This is a genomic window from Fluctibacter halophilus (assembly GCF_020687825.1).
In the GTDB taxonomy this organism is placed as follows: Bacteria; Pseudomonadota; Gammaproteobacteria; order Enterobacterales; family Alteromonadaceae; genus Fluctibacter; species Fluctibacter halophilus.
On record NZ_JAJEWP010000001.1, the window covers coordinates 1,727,261 to 1,746,753 of the forward strand.

General features: G+C 54.4%; 22 protein-coding genes. 9 read left to right on the forward strand and 13 right to left on the reverse strand.

What is annotated here, in order from left to right; translation table 11 throughout:
* The first annotated feature begins 42 nt into the window (after window positions 1–42).
* Window positions 43–2,229 carry a catalase/peroxidase HPI gene (katG, locus tag LJ739_RS08215; RefSeq protein WP_229159071.1) on the forward strand — a complete coding sequence of 729 codons (2,187 nt, stop codon included), beginning with the start codon at window positions 43–45 and terminating at the stop codon, window positions 2,227–2,229.
* 35 nt (window positions 2,230–2,264) lie between these two features.
* On the opposite strand, the gene LJ739_RS08220 is transcribed toward katG, so the two are convergent.
* Complete coding sequence (locus tag LJ739_RS08220; protein ID WP_229159073.1) at window positions 2,265–2,801, reverse strand: DUF3750 domain-containing protein; 537 nt, start codon at window positions 2,799–2,801, stop codon at window positions 2,265–2,267.
* 242 nt (window positions 2,802–3,043) lie between these two features.
* Here LJ739_RS08220 and LJ739_RS08225 point away from each other — a divergent pair, with 242 nt between their 5' ends.
* Genes LJ739_RS08225 through LJ739_RS08235 form a run of 3 tightly spaced genes read left to right on the forward strand, consistent with a single transcriptional unit; the run spans window position 3,044 to window position 4,569 of the window.
* On the forward strand, window positions 3,044–3,868 hold the full coding sequence (locus tag LJ739_RS08225) for a helix-turn-helix domain-containing protein (protein WP_229159075.1): 825 nt from the start codon (window positions 3,044–3,046) through the stop codon (window positions 3,866–3,868).
* Between the two features lie 47 nt (window positions 3,869–3,915).
* Window positions 3,916–4,371: a carboxymuconolactone decarboxylase family protein gene (locus tag LJ739_RS08230; RefSeq protein ID WP_229159077.1), complete on the forward strand. Its 456-nt coding sequence runs from the start codon at window positions 3,916–3,918 to the stop codon at window positions 4,369–4,371.
* A gap of 12 nt (window positions 4,372–4,383) precedes the next feature.
* Window positions 4,384–4,569, forward strand: coding sequence for a YrhK family protein (locus tag LJ739_RS08235; RefSeq protein WP_229159079.1), 186 nt, complete (start codon window positions 4,384–4,386; stop codon window positions 4,567–4,569).
* Window positions 4,570–4,687: 118 nt separating this feature from the next.
* Here the strand turns inward: LJ739_RS08235 and LJ739_RS08240 are convergent, their stop codons facing one another.
* The 3 genes from LJ739_RS08240 to LJ739_RS08250 are packed head-to-tail and all read right to left on the reverse strand — an operon-like array spanning window position 4,688 to window position 5,861.
* Window positions 4,688–5,146 (reverse strand): DUF6174 domain-containing protein, encoded by a 459-nt coding sequence (locus LJ739_RS08240; RefSeq protein ID WP_229159081.1) that lies wholly within the window; start codon window positions 5,144–5,146, stop codon window positions 4,688–4,690.
* Between the two features lie 23 nt (window positions 5,147–5,169).
* Entirely contained in the window at window positions 5,170–5,631 is a 462-nt protein-coding gene (locus LJ739_RS08245) for a methyltransferase family protein (protein ID WP_229159083.1), read from the reverse strand.
* Window positions 5,628–5,861 carry a helix-turn-helix domain-containing protein gene (locus LJ739_RS08250; protein WP_229159085.1) on the reverse strand — a complete coding sequence of 78 codons (234 nt, stop codon included), beginning with the start codon at window positions 5,859–5,861 and terminating at the stop codon, window positions 5,628–5,630. Before LJ739_RS08250 ends, LJ739_RS08245 begins: the two co-directional genes overlap by 4 nt.
* Window positions 5,862–6,007: 146 nt before the next feature.
* Here LJ739_RS08250 and LJ739_RS08255 point away from each other — a divergent pair, with 146 nt between their 5' ends.
* Complete coding sequence (locus LJ739_RS08255) at window positions 6,008–6,205, forward strand: hypothetical protein (protein WP_229159087.1); 198 nt, start codon at window positions 6,008–6,010, stop codon at window positions 6,203–6,205.
* A 49-nt stretch (window positions 6,206–6,254) separates the two neighbouring features.
* The gene (locus LJ739_RS08260) at window positions 6,255–6,863 is read left to right on the forward strand and encodes a cation diffusion facilitator family transporter (RefSeq protein WP_229159089.1); all 609 of its coding nucleotides are present in this window, start codon (window positions 6,255–6,257) and stop codon (window positions 6,861–6,863) included.
* On the opposite strand, the gene LJ739_RS08265 is transcribed toward LJ739_RS08260, so the two are convergent.
* Window positions 6,860–7,387: a DsrE family protein gene (locus LJ739_RS08265; protein ID WP_229159091.1), complete on the reverse strand. Its 528-nt coding sequence runs from the start codon at window positions 7,385–7,387 to the stop codon at window positions 6,860–6,862. The genes LJ739_RS08260 and LJ739_RS08265 overlap by 4 nt on opposite strands.
* Before the next feature lie 124 nt (window positions 7,388–7,511).
* Here LJ739_RS08265 and LJ739_RS08270 point away from each other — a divergent pair, with 124 nt between their 5' ends.
* Window positions 7,512–8,258: a hypothetical protein gene (locus LJ739_RS08270; protein WP_229159094.1), complete on the forward strand. Its 747-nt coding sequence runs from the start codon at window positions 7,512–7,514 to the stop codon at window positions 8,256–8,258.
* Between the two features lie 10 nt (window positions 8,259–8,268).
* Here LJ739_RS08270 and LJ739_RS08275 read toward each other — a convergent pair whose 3' ends face one another.
* The 7 genes from LJ739_RS08275 to LJ739_RS08305 form a co-directional block, all read right to left on the reverse strand.
* Window positions 8,269–9,375, reverse strand: coding sequence for a type 1 glutamine amidotransferase domain-containing protein (locus LJ739_RS08275; protein ID WP_229159096.1), 1,107 nt, complete (start codon window positions 9,373–9,375; stop codon window positions 8,269–8,271).
* Between the two features lie 50 nt (window positions 9,376–9,425).
* The gene (locus LJ739_RS08280) at window positions 9,426–10,670 is read right to left on the reverse strand and encodes a sensor histidine kinase (RefSeq protein ID WP_229159098.1); all 1,245 of its coding nucleotides are present in this window, start codon (window positions 10,668–10,670) and stop codon (window positions 9,426–9,428) included.
* 1 nt (window position 10,671) lies between these two features.
* Complete coding sequence (locus LJ739_RS08285) at window positions 10,672–11,400, reverse strand: response regulator transcription factor (protein ID WP_229159100.1); 729 nt, start codon at window positions 11,398–11,400, stop codon at window positions 10,672–10,674.
* Entirely contained in the window at window positions 11,360–12,751 is a 1,392-nt protein-coding gene (locus LJ739_RS08290; protein ID WP_229159102.1) for a S41 family peptidase, read from the reverse strand. The genes LJ739_RS08285 and LJ739_RS08290 overlap by 41 nt, the downstream gene beginning before the upstream one ends.
* Before the next feature lie 72 nt (window positions 12,752–12,823).
* On the reverse strand, window positions 12,824–13,315 hold the full coding sequence (locus LJ739_RS08295; protein WP_229159105.1) for a YcxB family protein: 492 nt from the start codon (window positions 13,313–13,315) through the stop codon (window positions 12,824–12,826).
* Window positions 13,316–13,404: 89 nt separating this feature from the next.
* Window positions 13,405–14,748, reverse strand: coding sequence for an APC family permease (locus tag LJ739_RS08300; protein WP_229159107.1), 1,344 nt, complete (start codon window positions 14,746–14,748; stop codon window positions 13,405–13,407).
* Between the two features lie 158 nt (window positions 14,749–14,906).
* Window positions 14,907–15,932 (reverse strand): serine hydrolase domain-containing protein, encoded by a 1,026-nt coding sequence (locus LJ739_RS08305; RefSeq protein ID WP_229159109.1) that lies wholly within the window; start codon window positions 15,930–15,932, stop codon window positions 14,907–14,909.
* 221 nt (window positions 15,933–16,153) lie between these two features.
* Here LJ739_RS08305 and LJ739_RS08310 point away from each other — a divergent pair, with 221 nt between their 5' ends.
* A complete protein-coding gene (locus LJ739_RS08310; RefSeq protein WP_229159111.1) occupies window positions 16,154–17,155 on the forward strand; it encodes a hypothetical protein in 1,002 nt (333 codons plus the stop codon).
* A 17-nt stretch (window positions 17,156–17,172) separates the two neighbouring features.
* On the opposite strand, the gene LJ739_RS08315 is transcribed toward LJ739_RS08310, so the two are convergent.
* Window positions 17,173–17,799, reverse strand: coding sequence for a LytR/AlgR family response regulator transcription factor (locus LJ739_RS08315; protein ID WP_229159113.1), 627 nt, complete (start codon window positions 17,797–17,799; stop codon window positions 17,173–17,175).
* Window positions 17,800–18,116: 317 nt separating this feature from the next.
* On the opposite strand from LJ739_RS08315, the gene LJ739_RS08320 reads away from it, so the two are divergent.
* A complete protein-coding gene (locus LJ739_RS08320; protein WP_229159115.1) occupies window positions 18,117–19,475 on the forward strand; it encodes a PDZ domain-containing protein in 1,359 nt (452 codons plus the stop codon).
* Window positions 19,476–19,493: the final 18 nt, after the last annotated feature.

The following is a 19,493-nucleotide window of genomic DNA, read 5'->3' on the forward strand; positions in this document are numbered from 1 at the left end:
GGCGACTTGTCACCTGAACCATTGCACAAAGGACGAAACGCTATGACTGACAAACCCTCCCCTTCAACCGGCAAGTGTCCGGTAATGCACGGCGGACACACCACCAGCGGGAAAAGCCCGATGGATTGGTGGCCAAATGCCCTCAACCTCGACATCCTGCATCAGCATGACCGCAAGACCAATCCGATGGATGACGACTTTGATTATGCCCGCGCCTTCCAGTCCCTGGACCTGGAAGCCGTGAAACAGGATTTAAAAGCCCTGATGACCGACAGCCAGTCCTGGTGGCCGGCCGATTGGGGACACTACGGTGGCCTGATGATCCGCATGGCGTGGCACGCAGCAGGTTCTTATCGTATCGCCGATGGGCGCGGTGGTGGCGGCACCGGCAACCAGCGCTTTGCCCCACTCAACAGTTGGCCGGACAATGCCAACCTGGACAAAGCCCGTCGTCTGTTGTGGCCGGTGAAAAAGAAATACGGCAACAAACTGTCGTGGGCGGACTTGATGATCCTGGCGGGCAACATGGCCTATGAGTCCATGGGCCTCAAAACCTTTGGCTTTGCCGGTGGACGGGAAGACATCTGGCACCCCGAAAAAGACACCTACTGGGGCTCAGAAAAAGAATGGCTGGCTGAAAGCACTCAGCGCTATGCACAGGAGCAGCGCGATTCATTGGAAAACCCACTGGCCGCGGTACAAATGGGCCTGATCTACGTCAACCCTGAGGGCGTGGACGGCAAGCCGGATCCACTGCGCACCGCCCAGGACGTGCGCGAGACCTTCGCACGCATGGCGATGAACGATGAAGAAACCGTTGCCCTTACCGCCGGTGGCCACACAGTGGGAAAATGTCACGGTAATGGCGACGCGGGCGCCCTTGGCCCTGAACCCGAGGCAGCCGATGTGCATGAACAGGGGTTTGGCTGGACCAACCCCAACGGCAAAGGCAATGGCAGCGATACGGTGACCAGCGGCATTGAAGGAGCCTGGACTACCCACCCCACCCGCTGGGACAACGGCTATTTCGACATGTTGTTCAACCATGAGTGGGAACTGAAGAAAAGTCCGGCCGGCGCCTGGCAATGGGAGCCGGTGGACATCCAGGAGCAAGACCGCCCGGTGGATGTCGCTGACCCGTCACAGCGCCACAACCCTATCATGACAGACGCCGACATGGCGATGATCAAGGACCCTGAATACCGCAAGATTGCCGAGCGTTTTCACCAAGACCCGGCGTATTTTTCTGAGGTGTTTGCCCGCGCCTGGTTCAAGCTGACCCACCGTGATCTCGGCCCCAAGAGCCGCTATCTGGGACCGGATGTGCCCGCTGAGGATCTGATCTGGCAGGACCCGGTACCCGCCGTTGACTACAGCCTTGATGAGCAGGAAATCAATGCCCTGAAATCTCAGTTATTGAATTGTGGCGTCAGCCCGCAGGCCTTGATTGCAACCGCCTGGGACAGCGCGCGCACATTCCGCAGCTCAGACTATAGAGGGGGCGCCAATGGCGCGCGCATTCGCCTGGCCCCGCAAAAAGACTGGCCCGGCAATGAACCCGAGCGTTTACATCGGGTGCTGAGTGCGTTGGCCAACGTGCAGTCAGGCCTGGGTAAACCGGTCAGTATGGCTGATCTGATTGTGCTGGCAGGTAGCGCGGCAATAGAGCAGGCGGCAAAAAACGCCGGCATCGACATTACCGTCCCCTTTACCCCCGGTCGTGGCGACGCCACTGAGGCAATGACCGATGCAGAATCCTTTGCACCACTGGAACCCATCCATGATGGTTTTCGTAACTGGCTGAAAAAAGACTACCCGGTCAGTGCAGAAGAGCTGCTACTCGACCGGGCGCAACTGATGGGGCTGACGGCCCGTGAAATGACCGTGCTGGTCGGTGGCATGCGTGTGCTGGGCACCAATCATGGTGATACCGCTCATGGCGTGTTTACCGATTCGGTTGGCACGCTGAGCAATGACTTTTTCGTCAACCTGACCGACATGCGCTTTCGTTGGCAACCCACCAGTGATGGCCTTTACAGCATCATTGACCGTGACACCGGTCAGCAACAATGGACCGCCACGCGGGTCGATTTGGTATTCGGCTCCAACTCGGTGCTGCGCGCCTATGCAGAAGTGTATGCCCAGGATGACGGCAAACAAAAGTTCGTCAGGGACTTTGTCGCTGCCTGGTGCAAGGTCATGGATGCCGACCGGTTTGATGTTAACTAAACCTGCAAAAACGCCCTCAGTTGAGGGCGTTTTTTTTAATCGTCAGCGTAACCACTGCCGATGGCCCGAAATGGCAGCTCCAGTTCAAGTTCCGGTACCTGCAACCCTACCCAGGCAGGAAAGGTATTGCTGTTTGGGCCCGGAAACAAGGTGTATTCATCGGCCCAGGGGTATCGTTCTACCGCGTCCATCACTTTGGGGATCAGGTGGCGGGCTTTTTCACCGGTTATCGACAATACTTTTTCCGGTTTCGAGCCGTACCAGTAGCGATCCGGCGTGGCCGTCTGATAGCTGTACAGTGCGGGCTGTCCCCGCCTGACCCGCCAGCCAACCACTTCAAACACGGTGTATTCAGAGGCATTCTGTGGCTTGACCGCAATCCAGCTATGCACAGCAAACCAGCCACGCCAACTGAATGCATCGGCGGCATACACTTCAATCACGGCATCCGAATAAATACCCGGATCCGGCGCAATGCCAGCGGGTTGACGACTGGCAGTTCGCCAGTTGTTGTTGCTGCTGCAGGCTGTTAACAGGATCACACAGCCAATCAAAATGGCGCGCTTCAACATCCACGACCTCCTTCGGTGTTCTGTACTGATCATACGTCAATCCCCACCCCTTGGGTCTGAAAAACACCGCCACCAACCGCAGGCGGTCGGGCATTCATCGGATTTCCCCAGACATTGATTGAAACACATCTTGCTGTCAGTTGACGTTGATCATTACCCTTAAGCAGATACACTGGGACAGGTCATGGAACATGGCGTTTTAGCCACGCTGTCGGAGCGAGATTAACCAACATCGATACAGCATGCAGAACCGTTTAGTGTCATACAGCCAGTTAGGCATTATCCCTGCGGCCAGTTTCGCAACCCTCGACTTTGCGTTACTGATGCCTGACCCAGCCCTTCGCCGCTGGGTCCAGTGTCTGTGGTCTTCACCCACAGCCAACAACCCGACAATGCTTGAAGAAAAATTCTATGCCGATGGCGGCTCCAGCCTGACCTTTACCATTACGCCCTGGGGCGCACACGCCCACTACTATCATCAAACCCGCACCAGTAAGCAAACCTGGGACATGTCTGTGAGCCGTATCAGCGTGCGCTTCCGCCCGGGCGCAGCGGCAGCCTTACTGGGGCTGGATGTGGGTGAGCTGGCCAACATTGACATTGACCTGGCTTCGATGCCGTTGCGCCAAAAGGTAGGACTGACTGCGCTGCTCGATACCTTGCCAGAACTGAGCCAGCATACCCGGTTGGAGGCAGTGCAAGACTGGTTGATTGCGCTCAGCCGGGATCAACAACCGCCCAGTCCAAAGTGGCGCTTGCTGCTTGAGCATGCCGCCACACACCTCATCGCACCACAGGAGCTGGCCGCAGAGCATGGCGTCAGTCGCCGCTCGCTGGAGCGCTATGCGCGCAAACAACTGGGGTTTACGCCTAATCAATTACACGGCTTCGCGCAAATTCGCCAAGCCCGTCAACGTCTGATCACCACCACCGACAGCCTGGCGGATATCGCGCTGGCCTGTGGCTACTACGATCAGGCCCATTTTACCAATGCGTTTCGCCAGCAAACGTTGGAAACCCCATTGCATTATCGGCGCCGCAAAGTGTCGCAAATTTCCAATCAATAATCCGCCTGCGCTTTTACGATGGTCCCAGTTCATTACAGGAGACCCTCATGCAAGCAAGACTTTCACAATCATCGCTGTATCAGCAGTGCCCCCGCGTGCTCGAGCATTTGTCGGGACTCGGCGAAGTGCCCGCCGAAGTCGCATTGCCATCATCCCTGCTCCACCTTGTTAAACTGCGCGCCTCCCAGCTTAACCAATGTGGCTTTTGTCAGCACATGCACGCCAATGAAGCCCGTCAGGATGGCGAGCAGCAGGGGCGTCTGGACGTGTTGCCGGCGTGGCGAGAGGTGGATGTATTCAGCCCCGAAGAGCGGGCGGCACTGGCATGGACAGAAGCCCTGACCCGGATCAGCGACCAAACCATCAGCGACCACCTTTATCAGCAAGCCCACAACGCGTTCGGCGATAGCGGCCTGATAGAACTGACCAGCGTCATTTTACAGATCAACAGTTGGAACAGAATTTCGGTGGCCTTTCGCTTTCAGCCAGACATTGCACAATAGGAGAGACAAACGATGTCAGCAACGAAAACGGGAAAACGTAATACCTTGGGGATCATCTCAAGCCTCGCATTCTTCTTCGGAAGCATGCTGTTTTTGCCTCAGTTCGGCCAGTACGCCATCATTGGTGTGTGGTTGTTTATGGGTGGTTCTGGGTTAATGTTCATTGATACGCTTAAACGTCAACCTGCTGAGCTATAACCGTCAGGAAGAAAACTGACAATGCGTTCATCAAGGGCCGGAAACCGGCCCTTTGTGATGGTAACCATCGCAGAAAAAACGTATTGTACCGATGACAATAGAGGCTAGCTCTCGACCGCTAAGACTCATCTAGATTTTCAAATCCCTCTATTACTACAAAACACTCATCGTCAATGGCAGCACTCTCCCAATCTACTTCTATGCTGACAGGGAATCCAAAATACGGATGGTAGTGCGTTTCCACCTGATGGGCTTTTTGAATGGCGGTTGCAGCGATGGCAAAAACATCGTCTATCAGTACCGCCTCATACGGCAAACTTTCGTCTGAGGCCGTAATGGTTGTTCCAAGTTGATCAATCTCTACACGGTAACGATTGACCGACATACAACCTGTTATCATCTCATAGCGGTAAGCCTGTGGTTGGTTTAACTGCCAGAGGTGCGCATGATGTTCATATTCCGCGCTAAGTTGTTGCTGCCGATTTAAGGCATACCCCACAACCAGGGCGCCCACTAACAACAGCATTGTCATCAGTAGTGTGACGATGGTCGATGTGTGACGGGCGTTAAATACCATCTACTCGAGCTCTGGGCTACCGCTTACAACCAGCGCCGAACACGTCGCTGGTAGTCCCGATAGGCATCACCGAACTGTTCTGCCATGAAGCGCTCTTCCGGCCTGATCTGAAATCGCTGCAAATACACCACAAAAAGCGGGATCAATGCCGCCGACGCCGGATTCCATAACCAGATGGCCCAGCCTATCAGCGCCAGCACAAACCCCACATACATGGGATTGCGGGTGTAACGGTAAACGCCCTTGATCACTAACGTAGAAGTTTGTGAAGGGTCCCGCGGGTCGACGGTGGTGCCCTCCGAACGAAACGCCAATACGCCGGCCACAACAACCCCGAATGCCACCAGCCAGCAAAAAATCGCCAGCCAGAAACCCCAGCTGGGTTGTGCATACTGCGGTAATGGCCAGGTTTCGGCGTCCCACATCAGCCAGCCAAACACCCCCAACAACGCCAATGGCGGGATTTTAAGTTCTAATCGGTTCATGGTTGTTCCTCGCTACCACTGGCGACGTCACGCTCAATCAGCTCACCGGGCTCACAATTCAATGCATCACACAACGCAATCAGGGTTGAGAATCGTATCGCCTTGGCTTTGCCGGTTTTCAAAATCGACAAGTTGGCCAGCGATATGCCAACCCGTTCGGACAGCTCGGTCAGGGTGATACGTCGCTCCAGCAACAATCTGTCGAGGTTGATACGGATGGTGGATGGCATTGTCTTCCTCTGCTTTCGTTACACTGCCAGCATATCCACAAAGGTTCGTCCCTTCAAGCTAAATTTATCGAATATCAATAAATATATATTGACAATCAATAAACATCACCCTAGCCTGACACCGATACTTAGCCAAAGGAGCTGCCATGTATTCACTGTTAATGGGCGTCGTCGCCGTCGCATTTATCCTGTTCGTTACCCTGACCAGTTATCGTCTCGGTGTGCGCAAAACCGAAAATCCGCGCTTGACCGCGATGGTGGGTTTCGTGCTGAGCTTTTTTCCTCCCCTGGCCCTGATTTACCTGGCCGTATTGCTGTTCAAAGAGGATACCGGTATCGTCTGATACCGTTTACCGTTATTGAAAGCGTCATCCAATCCCTGCGGAGGTCATCATGTCATCCTGTTGCGCACCATCGGCTGAAGATCAACAACAACGTCGATTGCTTTGGACCGTGCTGGTACTGAACGGCGGAATGTTTTTTGTCGAGTTTGTCGCGGGTTGGCTGGCCCAGTCCAGTGGCCTGATGGCCGATTCGCTCGACATGCTGGCCGATGCCTTTGTGTATGGCCTGAGCCTGTATGCCGTGGGTAAAGCCGCCCATTTCAAGGCCCGTGCGGCACTGGTAAACGGTTCATTGCAATGGGCACTCGGCGCACTGATCCTGATAGACATCGCCCACAAGATACTCACCGGCGCTCAGCCCGACGTCAGCATCATGATCAGCATCGCAGTGTTGGCGCTGGTGGTGAATGTCGCCTGTTTTGGGCTGCTGTGGCGTCATCGCAAGGGCGATATCAATATGCGCGCCAGCTGGATTTGCTCACGCAATGACATGCTGGCCAATGCCGGAGTGCTGGTATCAGCCGGGATCGTCAGCTATACCGGTCAGGCCTGGGCGGACTGGCTGATTGGTTGTCTTATCGCACTGACCATTCTGGTCTCTGCCACGCGCATCATTCGGGATGCCCGGGCCGAGAAAGTGTCTTCTTGTTGCGGTTAAAAAGGGTTCAGCGTGTACCCTTGCTGCTGCAACAGGGCATGGGCCGTCATGGCAGAGAGTGACAACGTCACCTGGGGCAACAGATTATCGCGGTCTACCTGATAATACGTGGCGGACTGTCCACACACCCGAATGCTGACCCCTTGCGCGGCAAGCGCATCAAGCAATGCGACATTGCCATTGTCAGCATCAAACCGGGCGCGATAAGCCGCGTTGCTGAGCAGGTCCTGTGACGCCTTGCCATGCACCACCAGTGCAAGATGAATATTCTCAGCCGGAATACCGTTGGCAACGTGCATATTGAGAAACCGCGCCAGCGATACAAACTTGCGATTTACCTCACCCGGCTTGGCGGCTTCAGCCACATCAAACGCAACCTTAAACACCGCCTGTGCGGGCAACGCCTCGGCACCCTTGACCGGGGCATGGGGCCCGAAATCTTTCAACAGCGGGCCGGTGGCAAAATCATCTGCCAGGCCCCCAGCCGACATCATCAATAACCCAAAAAACAGTCCCGTTTTCATGCTGCTCTGCCTTTGCTAAAACCCCAGTATTGACTCAATGCATCCAACCACGCAAGCCCTGTGACTGCCAACGCACCGGGAAGTGAAATCCAGTCTATACTCAGTCCAGTTCAGGAGATCGCCCATGCAAGAGCTTGCCCGCCCCGCCAACGCTGTTGTTAAAACCAGTTTTTACGGCATTGTTTCCATGCTGATCCTGGCTCTGGCCATCAGTGGTTTCAGCTATACCTACTTCCATCCAATGATCACCCGTGGGTTTACTCACACCAACCCGTTTATTCACTGGCATGCGGTTTCGGCCGTGTTATGGCTGTTGCTGTATTGCGTGCAAACCCACCTGATCGCCAATCACCAACCCAGACTGCACATGTCATTGGGTATGTTCGGTGTTGGTGTGGCGGTATTGTTCTGGTTTACTGGCTTGGCAACGGCCACACAAGCGGCCCACTATGCCGTAAATTCCGGCGACCCGGAGCTGCTGGCCTTCATGGAAGCCCTGCACATTGCCCCCACGGTGGACTTGATCGCCTTTGCCTTGTTTGTCGGCTTTGCGGTGCGCTTACGCCGCCGTGGGGATATCCACAAACGGCTGATGTTTCTGGCCAGCTGTGTGTTTGTACCACCGTCAACCTTTCGGTTTATTCAGTGGTTTACACAAGGACCTCCCAGCGAAGCCCAGGGAATGTTTATCCCCCTGGTAACCACCGCGTTCCTGCTGGCCGGGCCGGTATACGACAAGTTATCCCAAGGCCATGCACACAAGGTGTATTGGTACGCACTGCCCTATTGGGTGTGTATGGCAGCGGGGATCCCGCTGGCCACCGAAACCCGTTTCTGGGCCCCGGTGGTTCACTGGATTGGCAGTTTCTGAGTCGCGGCGGTTACTCAGCCGACTGCTCCACTACCCGCTTGCGTAGGGCCTCAAGATCCGGGGCGTCAGGGTAGCGCTGCTGATAATCGGCGAACGCCTTACGTGCTTTGTCCTGATGGCCATGTTCGACCAACCCCGTGATCAGGCGGCTTTCATACACCGGGTGCTGGAAATGCCGGGCAATGGCTTCCATCAATCCCAGCTCACGGGCTTTTTCACTGGCCGGTGCCATGGCGTAGGCATAAAAGCCATACAGGGCCAGATAATTGAGATCATACCGTTCAGGCGCCTTGGCCAGCGCGATATCCAGGTGCACTGACCCGCCCTGACGGGTCTGGTCAATGAGTGCCATGGTCGCTTCATCACGAAACGGCTCCCGTGGCTTGGGCGAGCCCCCCAACGCAATCAGAAATGCTTCGGCCGCGGCCGGTACCGAGGACGGGTTTTGTGCCGTGATCAGGTGCCCATCAGCGGCGACAAACGGCAGCATGGGGACATTGTGCACGAATACACCACCGTTGGCTTTGAGCCGATCTTCAATCATAAACGGAAAACGATCCAGGGTTTCGGCACTGAAGGCATGCTCTTCGGCATTGGTGAAGCTATTCACCTGTTTGTTGGCCACCAGATATGTACCGTCCTTTAAACGAATATCGGCAATCGCGGCCGGGCCATGGCACACCGCAGCCATGGGCATTTGCGCATTGGCAAACTGGCTGAGCAGCGATTGGGTAGCGGGGTCTGACGGCAAATCGAACATGGCGCCGTCACCACCGACAATGAACACACCATGGTAGTCACTGGCTTGCACCTGTGTCACAGATAAGGTGTTGTTTAGCTGTTCGAGGGCGAGAGACTTAAAACGCTGAATATACGGCAAGGCGTCTTTGTTGTCCTTCACCAACACCGCGCCCCCCTGCGGGGTCAGAATATCGATGGCGACACCATTGTCGTGCAGGATCAGATAGGCCTGTGCCAACTCCTCCAGATCGTAGCTAAGTTCGGGGCGACTCTCGTTGCCATAACCGGAAATGAGCATGCCAACGCGGATTTCCTGCGCCTGCAGCGAGGCACTGGTTAACCACAGTGCGAACACGGTAAACAGAAATTGTCTCATTGAATAACCCTTGTGTTGTAAAAGACAGGGCTACTTTAACCGTCTGAATGTCAAGGGTTTGTGAAGTGGATATGCAGTGAAAAGGTTTTTTCCTGATGACTAACCTGTACACCCCAGTCAAATTGCTCACAAATGCGCTCAAGGAGGAACAAGCCCTGCCCCAGTCCGGTACTTTTATCACTTTTGATTGAGGGTGCGAGCACATCCCCCACCGGCAGACTGTCTACCGGATTGGTAAAGGTCAGGGTATCGTCTCGCAGGGTGATGACGAGTGCTTTTTGCGCTGCATGATGAACGGCATTGTCCAGCACGTTAGCCAGCAAGATGCGCAGCAGATTACGATTGCAACTAACCCGATAATCGGGCGCAACGTCCAGTTCAATGCGGAAGGTATCATCGGTTGACAGGGTGGCATGATTAACAATCTCGTGTTCAATCTCGGCCACCAGCAACACCGATTCCGCGTGCAGTGATTCAGCCCGCGCCAACGCGAGCAACCCGTGCAGATTATGCTGCAGTTGTTCGACCGCCTGACGGTGCTTTTCAAGCTCATCGGCAGGCACCCCGTCAAGGTTAGCCAATTTCTGATGCAACATTTTCAACACCGTGATCGGCGTGCGCAGTTCATGGCTGACATCGCGGGTGAAGCGTGACTCGCGGTCAAAGGCCTGCTGCAACTCGTTGTAGTGACTGGTGATGACGTCACTCAGGTAATTGATCTCGACAACGGTGCGGTCGTGTTGTAACTGCAACGCCTGGTCGCCCTGATGCTCTCTTACCTGTCGGGAGATCCCCGCCAGCGGAACCACCAACGTTTTACTCAAATAGTGGGCGACCCACAGCGCGGCCAGTGCAACCAGGCCGACAATGGCCGCGAACCAAGGCAATAACCGTGGCAGATAGTCCCGCGATACTTCATAACGGGCGATATTGGCGGCCAGGATCCAGCGTTTGTCATCCAGCTGCAGGGTTCGGACGTGCAGGGTTTCTTCATCGCTGAGGGGAAACTCAATTCGGGAGGGAGACGCCTGATGCATCTGTTGAACCTTGTCGGGCAGTTGATCCCAACTGGCGTAGAGGCGCATGAAGGGCAGCCGGGGTTGTGCCACGGAGCCCTGTTGTTGATAGGTGTGTTCGATAAAGGTCGCTTCGTCGGCAACCAGGCGGTTAAACACGTTGTCTTCCACCACCCAGGCATAGCCCTGCAACACCACAATAAAGGCCACACTCAGGATGACACTGAAGGTAACCACCAGCCGCCGTACCAAGGCTCTGATTGAAATACCGGTTTGCATATCAGGCCTCCAGCCTGAAGCCGATGCCATGAATGGTTTTTAGCATGGCTGTGGCATAGGGTTTGTCCAGCGCCTGACGCAAGGTGTAGATGTGCGAGCGCAGCACATCACTGTCGGGAAAGTCATCACCCCACACCTGATTGATCAGTTGCTGTCGGCTGACAGCATTGGGATAAGCCTGCGCCAATGCGCACAATATCGCAAAGTCAGTACTGCTGAGGGGCAGCACATCACCGGCCCGGCTCGCCCATTGCTGCTTGTCATTCACCACCAGCTCACCGATCACCCGTTGTTGCGCGCCATGCAACTGCTGCCGACGGCCCAGCGCCCGACAACGCAGCGCCAGCTCCACCTGCTCGAACGGTTTGGTCAAATAATCATCAGCCCCCGCTGCAAAGCCATCACTTTTATCACTCAGGCTATCTCTGGCGGTCAGCAGCAACACCGGCGGTATGGGGTCACACTGTGCTTTGATGTGCTGGCACACAGTGACGCCGCTGATATCCGGCAGCATCACATCCAGCACGATGACATCATAGGCATGGCGGGTGGCCAGGCGCAGTCCATCATGGCCCGTTTCGGCATAGTCCACCGTCATGCCCTGCTGCTCAAGGAAATCATAGATCTCGGTGGCAATCGCCCGGGAGTCTTCGATCAGCAGTACGGAAAGTTTGTCCATCAATGTCTCGCTAGCGGTTTTCAATCGCTGCCAGGGCAGCGTCCAGCTCAATGTCTTGTCCTGATGTTAGCGCAGCTTGGTTTTTTTCGATAATGATATCCGGTACCACGCCGCCCACCGTTGTATCGCCACTGGGACGCACCAACAAGCGGGTGGCCACATAGGCCCGCAACTGGGAGTGAGGTAAATTGAACAAGTTGCCCTGTGCGGTCTGGTTGGCGTAGCCGCCGGTGGTCTGGCCGATCAGCGTGGCAAAGCCGTTATCCTGCAAGGTGGTGGCAAACACAATCGCAGCAGAATAGCTCAGCGGACTGACCAATAACCAGGTGTTCCCGCCAAAGCGCCTGCCATTTGCCATGGGCTCCAGCGTCTCATTCCAGGGCTGGCGGATAATGTCGCCGATATCCCCTTTGTGATCCAGCCACCCACGGTTGTCCGGATTGAGCTTTTCTTTCACTGACGACACCATACTGAATGGCTTATTGGCCAGGTAACGGGACAGATAGGCCGGCGCATCGGTGTTGCCGCCGGTGTTATCACGGATGTCCACAATCAGGTGCTGAAGTTGATCATCTTGCACACTGGTAAAGGTCTGGTCGATAAAGGTCTCGAACTGATCCGGATCAGTATCGAAACTGCCGATGTACAGATAACCCACACCGGGCTTCAGCCGTTTGTAGTAGTGCTCAGCATTGCCTTGGGCACCGGCATCATCGCTTAACTGCCAGTTGTCGCCGGACCGGACCATCAGTGTTGTAGCGCCCTGTTCGTTCGCCAGTTCCAGCGCAAACTCATCAATAAAGCCAAACACCGACCACAGCATGGGTGCGAAGCGTGCCGCCACGGTATGCTCCCTGAGCAGGCGCGTTTCACCGCCGACATAACGCTGCGCGGTGTCCATCAGGGTCTCACTGTCTACGCCATTGATCGACAGTACCCGAGTGCCGGCAGCAATGTGCTGCTCACCTTGCTGATACGCGTGTTTAATGAACAGGCCGAACGGCGTGCGTTCGAGGTGAAAAGGAAATCCCTGCGCACCGTCACCGACAAGGGCGTTGTATTCCTGATACGGCCAGATCAGAAAACTGTGACCATCATTGAAATGGTGGGACAGCTGCCCGACCAGGCGAAAAAACGCGACCCGGGTCATCGGCCCGTCGATCTGCTGTTTCAGTTCAGTGGCGGCAGCCTGCACATCAGCAAGACGGGTGTAGCCGGAAAGATCCGGGTGTCGCAGCAATACGCCTTCTACCAGCGCATCGATATCCGCCCGTAGCTGATCTGCGGGGATCATCTTATTGACCAACGACGGGTCATCCAATGGCGGGAAAATGTCCAGATGGGAACGGGTACAGCCACTTAGCTGCACCAAACACACCATCAGCAATATCAAACGGTACATAACAACTTCTCCAGTCAGGTTACCGGCAGAAGATTGCCACACCGAATGTGAAGGAATTGTCGAGACGGTGACTCAGTTGGACGTAAGGTGTTCCCTTTTGTCGGCCAGAAATGCCTGGCCGTCAGCCGATAAACAGCGGTTCGACAGGTAATATTTACCCCGGCCGTGATGCAACAGCCAGCCTTTTTCAGTGGCTTGGATACGATCGATATCTGTCCACAGCAACTGGCTGTCCACCTGCAACGACTGAGTGCGGACCCCCTGCTCATCAAGGGTCAGGGTAAGATCGTGATTGGCGGCCTTGCTGATCATCTGGCGGAACAGCCACCACGACTTGTCAAACCGCACGCTCAGGGCATCCACAATCCCCAACGCAACAAAGAAAGTGCCCAAATAGCCTGACAGTTCCGGTGGATAGTAAAGCCCTACGCCGATCACCACGAAAATCAGACTTTTCAGGTAGCGACGACCCCGTTGGGTGGTATCCACGGATTGATCATAGGTTTCACTGAAATGGCTTTTATCCAGCGTATAGGTGGTTGTGTAGTGAAAAGGGGATGTCATCAACGCGGCTACGGTGGCTCAAAAAAGCGTAGGATAACAACTGCCCGCCCAAGGACAAAGCATTTCTGGTTGCTGTGCCCCTTGTGTGTCTACTCGACTTTGCCCTTGTTGCGCCAGTACATGTAACGGGTGGAGTATCCCCAGGCACCGATGGTCAGCAGCGCATAGATTGACACAATAAACACCAGTTGCTGGGGTTGATGCACGTATTCGTAGTAGAAGATAAACACGGTACCGGCCAGCAAACACAAAAATGCCAGTGCGGTAACGACTTTCGACGAGCGGGTTAAATGGCGTATTTTGTAATTGGCGAAGGCCATCAAGGATGACACCACCAAAAACGTCACACTGCCGAACTCCAGGATCACCTGTAAACTGCCCGCCAATACCAGAATGAAGGCCAACAGTGACATGCTGACGATGGCAAACACCGGGATCCGATTCACCCGGCGGGCCAGCAACGGCGGGAAATACCCGTCCTGGGCAATCACCGCCATTTGTCGTGACGCGCCGAACACCGTGCCACTGATGGCGCTGCTGGTCGCCAGCAATGCCCCCAGGATCACCAAGTCTGTTCCCCAATGCCCTAATACATGGGACGCACCGGCCGCCAATGCGTATTCTTTGTTGTGAATAATGTCCTCAAACGGGATCGCCAGGATGGCGCCAAACGCCATCACCACATAGATCAGGATTGCCAGACCGATGGCAGAGTAAATGGCGATGGGAATGTTGCGCTCTGGCCTGTCCATTTCGTCAACCGCATTGATCACCAGTTGGAACCCCTCAAATGCGACAAAGGTGATCGATGCCAGAATAAACACCGACAGCACATTCACGGAAGGCTGCGCCTCAAACAGCACTGGCAATGAGGTATTGGCGTTGTTGATCAGAACAAAGGAGATAATGGCCAGGATCACCAGTTTGGTATACACCATCAAATCTTCAATCTTGCCCATCCCCTTAACACTCCACAGATTGATAACCGTGAACAGCAGGATGACCCCTCCGGCCACGCCCTTACGCACCCACTCGTTGTCACCAAAGGCGAACCCGCTGATGGCATAGGACGAAAAGGTATAGGCGTACAATGCCATTGTGCTGATGTAACCGAAAATCACCCACCAGCCGATCAATGAGGCCGCAAAGGGTGAAGCAGGAAAGGTCTTTTTGAAAAACGAATAGGTGGCGCCCTCATCCTGGTAATACACACCGAGCTTGATATAGGAGTACGCCGCAAATGCCGCCAGAATGCCACCAATCAGGATCACCAGCGGGGTGAACACCCCGACCATTGACACCGACACACCGAGGATGGTGAAGATACCGCCCCCCACCATGCCGCCAAGGGCGATGGCGATCAGTTCCGGTACGCCTAAGTCCCTGCCCCGTTCGCGATGGCACGAGTCATCATCACGTTGAATAAAACCCACCCGTTCTCCCCGTGAAAATCAACGATTCACAACATCAATAAGTATTGGTCCTGATAGTGACTGAGTCGCGGACAGGTTGTAAAGGATCGAGATCAAAGGATCAGCGAATAGCGGTTGCCTCGATTGTCTAACGATTGCCCCAGCATCACGACTAAACATCACCCGCTTTGGGCAAGGTATGGCAGGATCTCAGACACTAGCACGCGCAGCGGCACAAACTGTTGCCGTGAATTGAACGCATTGCCAGTGAAAGCCGCCACCACATTCATCGCGGGTATTACCACGATGAAGTTGCCGCCATTGCCGTGGGCATAGATCAGCCTTGTTGGCGCATCATTTACCGGTACATCCATGATCCACCACAACATACCGTAGCGTTCTTTACGTTCCGGGACCCGGCTGTGGGGCGCAGTGATCTGCGCAATCCAGTCAGGACTGATAATCTGCTGACTGCCCCAGCGTCCACGATTCAACACCAATACGCCTAATTTATGCATGTCATTAAGGCCAATCTTCAGGTGTCCCCCGGTGTCTGTGCCCCCTTCCGGCGTCTGAGCCCAGCTTACATTGTTAATTCCCAGCGGCGTAAACAACGTTTCTTGTGCGTATACGGGAATGCTTTTTTGCTGGAGTCCTGCCAATACCTGGCCAGCTGCAATAACATTACCGGTGCAATAACTGAAATGCTCACCCGGTACATGAGAAATGGGCAATGATGACCAGAATTTCAGCCAGTCGCCGGTCTGGTACATCTTGTCCTCATGACCCACAGAGGCTTGAATCCAATCGTCACAAGCCAACCCCGATTGCATGGTAAGCGCATCCCGCAGCGTGATTGATTGCTTGAGCGCACTGTATTGGGATAGCCCGGTCAGTCTGTCTGCAAGCAGCGTGTGCATCGGCGTGTCCAGTAACGCAGGCGTCGGATATTCGTCCCGATGGCTAAACAACAATGCAGTGATGCTCTTAGTAGCAGATCGAATGTCCACCGGACGATTGACCGCCTGCGGTGTTTTTGATGCCAATAGCACCGTCACAGGTTCCCTACCAACCGATACCTTGGCTCCCAACACGTGAGGATAGTCAGCGCCGGACAAGGCGTGTTCAAGCTCGGCTAACGACGAACCCGCCATTGCCTGTGGTATAAAATTCAACATCATGATGATCACTGCCGTTACACGCATTGCCACTTTCCTACAACCAAGTCCATTATCCATGGGACGCTTTAGTATGGGCAAAGGTTTAAACGCCCCCACAGGAATAACACTCTTCATCAACCATAACCGGCATCTGTAAAGCGCTTTTCACACCAATTACGGTGCTGTTGGCATAAAGACCGCACAAAAGGTTTCTACATGGGGTAGTCTTGATCATACCTGCTATTCATCGCCGAAAAGGACGTCCTATGGCTCATTTCACATCGCGACGTAACCCCGTCAATCCCCTAACACGCGGAGCTTTTCACCTGAGCTACCGTCAGATGGCCGCCATTGCCATGGTGTTCGTGTTGGTTGCCTGCTCGGATGAACCGCCTGCCGTTCGCTACGGCAAGCCAACCCCCATGCAGGTTAACGGATCCCCCCTGGAAAGCCTGTGCGCGATTCAAACGGCCTTTTTACAGCTTAAAACCCCGCTTGAGGAAAGCATCAGCCGAGTGCCGGCCTGGGAAGAAACGCCGATGTTTGCCGCCACCACCCGCTACCCTGAATTTCATTCAGTGAAACTGGCACCGCACGCACTGGCGTTTGTGCAGCAGCATTCTGTGCCGGAATTGGTGGCAAGCCTATCACCCCTTGCTCTTGCGCAAGATACCAGTAAACAGGCATTGACTCTGCTGGCCGGTATTCCCTTTGCCAGCAAAAACGATAAACGACGTCATACCGGCTCAATGGCAGATGCACTGATGACCCGCCAACGCGATGCAAACAAAAGCTGGCAACAACAGGTAGGTGGTATTGTCGGTACAGCAGGCCCGTTGTATGCGGGTAAGTTTTTCCATCACCTATTGACGGATTTGGAGCAGACAGACTACCAGCAAACACTGGAGTACCATATCCGGGTTATCGCCGATGAATTTAGAGCGCTGCCCTACTCCCCATTGTCGCTGGACGGGCAAGGCAATCACATCATCAACCCTAAGACGATGGATTTTATCAACCGCTTTCGCGCAGACCCTCTGGCCACTGCGGCAACCCTGCCGCTGGTCAAAGGTCACAGCGGCAGCAAGCAACTTACCCAGCCAGAGGTGGTGATGCTGCTACTGACCGGGGCCGAACACCATGCCGTCATCAACGCTTTTCTCAATAAGACGCCTGAAGCTGACGTGATGGCGCTGCGCGCACACTATCAACAAGCTGCAGTAAGCGTCTGTGATGGCGTATTCAGCCATGGGCCAATGGCAATGTAACAATGCGGGAGTACCTGTTACACGGTCAACTCACTGTCTGCAAGGCCCTTGCCTCTTGGCAGCGTGGCACCTTGAATAAACACTGACTCAGCACTGAAGGAATCAACGTGCTGCTTGTTGATCACATACGAGCGGTGCAGGCGCAAAAAAGTATCGGGTAATTTGTCGAGGGTCTCTTTGAGCGACGCATAAACGGTTTTGTGTTCGCCGTTTTTAAGGTGGTATTTGACGTAATTACCCATCCCCTCAACGAACAAAATTTCGTTGCACGGGATCCGGTAAAAACGCTTGTTGGCTTTGACCGTCACCGAACCCGACAGCGCCTCCGGCTCTTGTGCGGGTTCACTGTGGCGCTCAACCACAGAAATGTACAGCTGGAACATTCTGATCGCACCGATCAGCAACACCGTCGTATTGATCAACAAACAACTTCTGAACCAACCGGCGAAGGACACGCTGAAATGCTCCGCCGGTGCCACCATCAGGTTCTGGTAGAAAAACACACTGATGAACATCTGCAGACACCCGGCAAACCCGATCAATAACAAATAACCGAGCAAAAACGCCGGGTATCGGCGGGCCAGTAAAAAGCGCGGGATCAGTAAATACAGCATGCCATATACCGCCATGATACGGACCGGCATAAGAATAAATTCCAGATAGAATGACGCAAATAATCCGCCGCTTGAACGCACCCAGGTGAGGCTGAAAAGAACGTAATACGCTGTCCAGAAAACGATGTGCGTCAGTATGCGGGACCCGAAAAGGTAAACATGTCCCTGTTCGGGGTCCCAACGAAAAACATTGACCACGATAAATCCTGATTCCACATAGTATGACCAGAGTTTCGCATAAAACCTGCCGTGACGGTAAAGCAAATCGCTAGTATCTGAGCCGAACCTTCAGGGATCTACGATGAACCTGAAAGTCACGAATCATTTTGAAAAAAGGAACAAAGACGATGATGAAAACGGCGGTTTTAGTCCTGACTGCATTGTTACCTGTGCTGCTCACAAGCACAACGGCACACTCTCAAACCAGCGACGACACACAAGACCGGCGGGCCCGCTGGCATGCCACGTTTGAACCTGCCACCCCCACCGGGCGGACAGTGACTTCGTTAATGCCTGAATCAGGCTTAACGCAGGCAGGCATGGCCGTCGGAGACATCTTGTTGGCGGTTGACGGTGAGGTGATCAGAAACGGCGACCAATGGTGGGACATCACATACAATCTGCGCGCCGACACCCCGGTTTCCTTAACCTATAAGCGTGGCACCACGTTGCATGACGCCACCATCCGATTCGCGCCGGTTGAGAAAGAACACTATGAAAACTTACAGGTTGAATATGGCTTTTTGCGCTCAGACTACAACCTGCGTCAGCGCTATATCATCACCTTACCAAAGCAACCCATTCCACAACCGCAACCGGCGATCTTTGTGGTCGGCGGACTGAGCTGCTCCAGTATTGAAATCCTGCCCGGTCGAACGTCCAACTTTATCCGTACCTTACGGGATCTGGTCATCGGTTCTGGCATGCTGGTGATGCGCATAGAAAAGCCAGGGGTCGGTGACAGCGAGGGCCGATGCTCGGAAACCGACTTTACCACTGAGCTGAATGGCTATGAGGTGGCACTCAAACAACTGCTTGCCGATCCGCGGGTTGATCGACAACGGGTGATTGTATTCGGCTCCAGCATGGGCAGTGCGCTGGCCCCTTATCTGGCCAACAAGTATGCCCTGAATGGCATCATTGCCGATGGCACGTTTTACCGCTCCTGGTTTGAGCACATGTTGGAAATCGAGCGGCGTATTCTCGCCATGCAAGGCAATGATCAGGCGACCATCTCGGCTAAAATGAATCAGGCCTACATTCCGCTGTATTACAAGATGTTGATCAATAAGCAGACCTATGCCGAGATCATCGACGAAAATCCGCTGCTCGCCACCTACAATTACCATGGTGCTGACACCATGTACGGTCGACCGATGGCGTTCTATCACCAGATGCAGGATTTCGATGTGGCTGGCGCCTGGTCACAAGTCTCAATACCCACACGGATTCGTTGGGGCACCAACGATTGGATCATGTCGGAATACGACATTGATATGCTGCACCACGAATTGTCACAAAAACAAGGACTGGATGTGCAGGTAGAAAAATTCGATGGGATGGATCACTGGTACACCATCCATGACTCACCGGCGACGTCCTTCCTCGGACAGCCGGGCCAATGGGATGAGCGCATCAGCCAACAACTGATAGACTGGGCAAAACAGTTGAACAAACAAACCAATCCCAGATGGTCGTCTGACTAAATGGTCCTTACACCAAAA